The sequence below is a fragment of the Pseudomonas sp. genome (assembly GCF_049645325.1).
Classification (GTDB): domain Bacteria; phylum Pseudomonadota; class Gammaproteobacteria; order Pseudomonadales; family Pseudomonadaceae; genus Aquipseudomonas.
The window spans coordinates 1-3270 of record NZ_JBARTQ010000675.1 but is presented as its reverse complement, the minus strand read 5'-3'; the positions used below and the strand labels follow the sequence as shown (position 1 = coordinate 3270).

General features: G+C 59.5%; 3 protein-coding genes and 2 pseudogenes. 1 reads left to right on the top strand and 4 read right to left on the bottom strand.

Annotation, left to right across the window (positions count from 1 at the left end; all coding sequences use genetic code 11):
- The 4 genes and pseudogenes from WBB95_RS28935 to WBB95_RS28920 form a co-directional block, all read right to left on the bottom strand.
- Positions 1–75, bottom strand: a pseudogene (locus WBB95_RS28935) (histidine kinase dimerization/phospho-acceptor domain-containing protein); the annotation flags it as partial.
- An 87-nt stretch (positions 76–162) separates the two neighbouring features.
- Positions 163–633 (bottom strand): annotated as a pseudogene (locus WBB95_RS28930) (PAS domain-containing protein); the annotation flags it as partial.
- Between the two features lie 183 nt (positions 634–816).
- On the bottom strand, positions 817–1224 hold the full coding sequence (locus WBB95_RS28925) for a DoxX family protein (protein WP_424490693.1): 408 nt from the start codon (positions 1222–1224) through the stop codon (positions 817–819).
- Between the two features lie 117 nt (positions 1225–1341).
- Positions 1342–1944, bottom strand: coding sequence for a hypothetical protein (locus tag WBB95_RS28920; protein ID WP_424490692.1), 603 nt, complete (start codon positions 1942–1944; stop codon positions 1342–1344).
- 238 nt (positions 1945–2182) lie between these two features.
- Here WBB95_RS28920 and WBB95_RS28915 point away from each other — a divergent pair.
- On the top strand, positions 2183–3270 hold a 1088-nt coding region (locus tag WBB95_RS28915; protein ID WP_424490691.1), incomplete at its 3' end, for a sugar ABC transporter ATP-binding protein.

Genomic DNA, 3270 nt, shown 5'->3' with positions numbered 1-3270 from the left:
GCCGATCACCGCATTCAGCGGCGTGCGCAACTCGTGGGACATGGTGGCGAGGAACTCCGACTTCATGTGGTTGGCGTGTTCCAGCTCCAGGTTCTTTTCCTCCAGCGCGCGCTCAAAGCCCTTGCGCTCGGCTTCTTCCTGTTTACGCGCGGTGTTGTCGGTACCGATCAGCAAGTAGCCGATGATCGTCTCATGCCGGTTGCGCAAGGCGGTCACCGAAACCATGGCCGACAACCGACTGCCATCCTTGCGGATATAGGTCAGCTCGTAAATGTCTTCGATGCCCCGCGAGGCCTTGAACACCAGTGCTTCGAACCCCGGCGTGATGGGCGTGTCGAGCTCCAGGCTGAGGGCGGCGGCGCGGGTGATCAGTTCAAAGGGGTCGGAAATATCGGCGGGGGTGATGCGGTTGACAACATCAGCGGCGGCATAGCCCAGCATGCGTTCGGCGCCGACATTAAAGATCTGGATCACGCCTTTTTCATCAGTGGCGATGCTGGAGAAGTAGGCGCTGTTGAAGATCGCGTCTTGCAAGGCACCGGTCTTGAGCAGGGTTTTCTGGCGTTTGAATTCGACAATTTTTTCGGCGCGCGATTGCGGTTCTGCCGGTTGTTCGGTTGAGCGTGTATCCATCGCAGGGCGTTCCGTGAAAGTCAGGTCCGACATCGTCAACAGACGATGGCGCAGAGCATGCTCACAGAAGATCGCGCAAAGGCGACGAGGAGGAGATGAGGTCTTTGGACAATAGCAGAAATTATGGCGTTTTGATGGCTGGACGCATCCCCCCGGAAGCGTTCAACCATCAAACGGGCGGCCTCAGCTCAGGGCAAGGCGCTGAGTGCGCAGGTGGTCGAGGCTGAAGGTGCCCGCACCGAAGACGGCGATTAGCAGGAAGCCGCCGGTGATCGCCAGGTTTTTCAAGAAGTTGATCATTTGGCCCTTGTCACCGAAGTGGTTGTGGAACAGCAATGCCGTCATCAAGGTGAACGCGGCCATCAACAGCGCCACAGGGCGCACGCGATAGCCCAGCAGCAACGCGGTGGCCAGCCCCAGCTCGACGATCAGCGCAATGCCGTAGGCGAGGGAGGGGAAGGGCGCACCGGAAGCGGCGATGTAGCTGATGGTCGCTTCGGGCGCCATCAGTTTGCCGATCCCGCTGAATAAAAACAGCGCGACCAGCAACGCACGGCCAAGGAGCAAGGTGAAGTTCTGGTGTGTACTCATGGTGCGACCTGCAGGTGGTGGGAGGAATTTTCAACGGATCATTCACCAGCGCCTGTCGGCGCGGTAGGCGTATCTGCTTATTCACACTATTTGTTTTGCTTATAGATGCTCGGGCGTCTATCGAAGGCCAAACATGAACGCACCTTTTTCCGGGCAATTTGCGCTTTTGGCTTTGGTGGCCAAGCCTGCGTCGCGCAGCTCATTGCACAGTTGTGCGATGTTTTTCGGGGTCACGTACAGGTTGCTGGAAAACCACGCGCGCTTGACCGCGGTCAGCTTGCTCAGTGCGCCGCCCGCCTTGAGCACCCGCAACACCACAGTGGAGCAACTTTTGCGCAGCATCTGGTAGTTGGCGTTCGGCTTGTTGCGGATGCTGTACCACTCGGCTTGCATCGCCTGCATGTTCAGCCCGGTGAGGGTGTAGACCACATGCGGTTTGCAGCCTTCGGCGCGGATGTCCGACTCCAGGAACAGGTTGCGTTCCTGCGGTTGCTTGCCGGTCAGCGCGGCGCGACCTTCCGGCCACCAGCTGACGTATGCCGTGTTGTATTGCTCGATAAAGGCCCGGTCGCGATCGCGCTCGCCGTCGTTGCGGTAACGGTCGTAACGCACTTCAATCATTTTCCCGATCACAGGGTCGCCGATGTACATCGCGGCATGGCCGGCATCAGCCCCGTGGGGATACCAAATGTAAACGACGACGCTTGCGAGTGGGGTCATGACGCATCCTGAATGCTTGCGGTGAATGCAGGCAGAACGGCACAGCCGGCGGTTTTATTCCGCGGTCTTTTAAAATTCATTTCATGCGCGCCTGAAAAACACGGGTTTAGCGCTTCCTTGCGAGATGAAACGATTCATCAGGCGATAAACGGCGCACGCAAGCGCTTGCGTAAGAAAATGTTTCTGGCTTAGAGTCGGCGCACTCGACTACAAAAATAATAATGCCAGGAGCTCATCCATGAGCCTTGAACCCTTGCTTGAGATGCAGGGCATCAGCAAAACCTTCAATGGTTTGCGCGTGCTCAAGAATGTCGGCCTGAAAGTCTATCCCGGTGAAATCCACGCCTTGATGGGTGAGAACGGCGCCGGCAAATCGACCTTGATGAAAATCCTTTCCGGCGCTTACCAGGCCGACCCCGGCGGTGAAATCCGCATCGACGGCCAACCCGTCGCCACCTTCGACCCCGCCACCGCCAAAGCCCTCGGCATCGCCGTGATTTATCAGGAACTGAGCCTGTGCCCGAACCTGAGCGTGGCCGAGAACATTTACCTGGGCCGCGAATTGCGGCGTGGCTGGACCATCGACCGCAAGGGCATGCAGGCCGGTTGCGTGGAGGTGCTGCAACGCCTGGGCGCCGAGTTCACGCCGACAACCCGCGTCAGCAGCCTGTCGATTGCCGAGCGCCAATTGGTTGAAATTGCCCGCGCCCTGCATGCCCACGCCAGGATCCTGGTGATGGACGAGCCGACCACGCCGCTGTCATCACGCGAGACCGACCGCCTGTTTGCGCTGATCAAACAATTGCGCAGCCAGGGCCTGGCGATCATCTACATCAGCCATCGCATGGCCGAGATCTACGAGCTGTCGGACCGGGTTTCAGTGCTGCGCGACGGCCAATACATCGGCGAGTTGACCCGTGATGCGCTGTCGGCCGAAGTGCTGGTGAAAATGATGGTCGGCCGCGACCTCTCCGGTTTCTACAAGAAGGAACACGCGGCCTATAACCCCGGCAACGTGGTGATGCGCGTGCGCGACATGGCCGACGGCAAGCGCGTACGCCAGTGCAGTTTTGACCTGCACGCCGGTGAAGTACTCGGCATTGCCGGGCTGGTCGGGGCAGGGCGCACGGAGCTGGCGCGGTTGATCTTCGCCGCCGACCCACGCACCAGCGGCACCCTTGAAGTGGTCGGCAAGACCGTCACCCAATTGCGCACCCCGGCGGATGCGATCCGCGCCGGCGTGGTGTACCTCACCGAAGACCGCAAGGCCCAGGGCCTGTTTCTCGACATGAGCGTGGCCGACAACATCAATGTCTGCGCGTGTGT